Source organism: Flavobacterium sufflavum (assembly GCF_004016525.1).
GTDB classification, from domain to species: Bacteria; Bacteroidota; Bacteroidia; order Flavobacteriales; family Flavobacteriaceae; genus Flavobacterium; species Flavobacterium sufflavum.
Genome location: NZ_SACJ01000043.1, coordinates 1 through 302 on the forward strand (window position 1 = coordinate 1; position 302 = coordinate 302).

General features: G+C 41.4%; 1 protein-coding gene. It reads right to left on the minus strand.

Annotation, left to right across the window (positions count from 1 at the left end; genetic code table 11):
* The coding region (locus tag EOD40_RS18080) for a hypothetical protein (RefSeq protein ID WP_164905517.1) at positions 1–302 on the minus strand (302 nt) is incomplete at both ends.

The following is a 302-nucleotide window of genomic DNA, read 5'->3' on the forward strand; positions in this document are numbered from 1 at the left end:
GATGTTACATTGATGTTGAAGGTTTGATTATCACTTTGATCATCTCCTCCATCTGCAACTCCTCCATTATCTTTCAAATAAACTGTAACAAGTGCACTTCCATTTGCATTGGCTGCCAATGTGTATGATAATGTTCCGTTTGCTGCAATTGCCGGTTGTACCGAAAATAAACTGTTATTGTTATTGGTAACAGTGAAGCTCAGGGTCTGAGTCAATTCTGGATCTCCATCATCTATACCTGTTGCCCAACCAGGAACACTGATTGCTCCCGCATCTTCCAGTTTAGTCTGGTCTGCTCCTTT